Annotated in this window: 1 protein-coding gene; it reads left to right on the top strand. The window is 66.1% G+C overall.

The window, feature by feature from the left end:
* Positions 1–263: 263 nt before the first annotated feature.
* On the top strand, positions 264–1274 hold the full coding sequence (locus tag E6C70_RS16550) for an IS110 family RNA-guided transposase (RefSeq protein WP_168770999.1): 1011 nt from the start codon (positions 264–266) through the stop codon (positions 1272–1274).
* The last annotated feature ends 22 nt before the right edge of the window (positions 1275–1296 follow it).

Here is a 1296-nt window from a genome sequence, read left to right as displayed (position 1 = left end):
AGCGAGCAGGCGTATCAGTGATTGGCTGGTGTGGTTCCCCGGGGTTCTGACTCGAGTTCGTATCTGACGCTTCGGTTGTCTTTGTTTCGAAATGTCGGGCTCCCGGGGGCGTAACCGTTTTGGTGTGCCCGGCCGGCGTTCATGACTTGATAGAAGCCTGACGATCCCAACGAAGTCCCGTCACTGATTTGCCTGCTCGCCAGCCGGACACGTGACCCTGAAGGGACGTATCCAGCATGACACTTGACGCTGTTCCTGGCAGCATGACCGTCGGGATCGATACCCACAAAGACACCCACCATGCCGCGGTCCTGGGCCCGGCCGGGCAACTCATCGCCACCAGCTCGTTCCCGACAACGGGGCCCGGGTATGCCGCCCTGCTGCTGTGGGCGTCCGGGCTGGGCCCGATCGGGAAGGTCGGGATGGAGGGCACCGCCTCCTACGGTGCCGGGCTGGCCCGCTATCTCACCGGACACGGGATGGCTGTGTTCGAGGTTCCGCCCGGTGATAAAGCGTTGCGTCGGCTGCGTGGCAAGACCGACGCGTCCGACGCGGAAGCCGCCGCCCGCCGGGTCCTGGCCGACCCGCAGCCCGCGATCCCCAAGACCACCGACGGCACCTTCGCTGTGCTGCGGCAGCTGTACGTGGCCCGGAAACTGCTGGTCAAGATGCAAACCGAGCTCAGCAACCAGATCGGTCAGCTCCTGATCACCGGCCCCGACGATATCCGCGCCCGGTACAGCACCGGCACCACCCTGGCCCGGATGCGTCAACTCGTCAGCACCACCCCCGAGATCACCGACCCGGTAGAGCGTCTGATGATCGACCTGCTCCGCGACCTCGCGACCCGCTGGCTGGACCTACGCACCCGCACCCGCCAACTCCACGACCAGATCCACGAGCTCGTCACCCTGCACGCCCCCGCCCTGCTGAGCCGATGCGGTGTCGGAGCGATCACCGCCGCCGCCCTCCTGACCGCCGTCGGCGGCAACGGGAACCGCATCCGCAGCGAAGCAGCCCTCGCCATGCTCTTCGGCGCCGCACCCATCCCCGTCCAATCCGGCACCACCAACCGCCACCGCATCAGCCACGGAGGCAACCGCGACGCGAACTGCGCCCTGCACCAGATCGCCATCGCCCGCCTCGGACACGACCCGCGCAGCCAGACCTACCGCGACACCCACCTCGCCCACGGCAAAACCAAAAAAGACGTCATCCGACTCATCAAACGAGCCCTCTGCCGCGAACTCTTCCCACTCCTCTGCCCCCATTGACATATAGAAGCTTCGAAACCCG

This window comes from Orlajensenia flava (assembly GCF_004801905.1).
Lineage (GTDB): Bacteria > Actinomycetota > Actinomycetes > Actinomycetales > Microbacteriaceae > Orlajensenia > Orlajensenia flava.
Note: the sequence above shows the minus strand (reverse complement) of the source record. Positions and strands in the feature narration are given on the sequence as shown.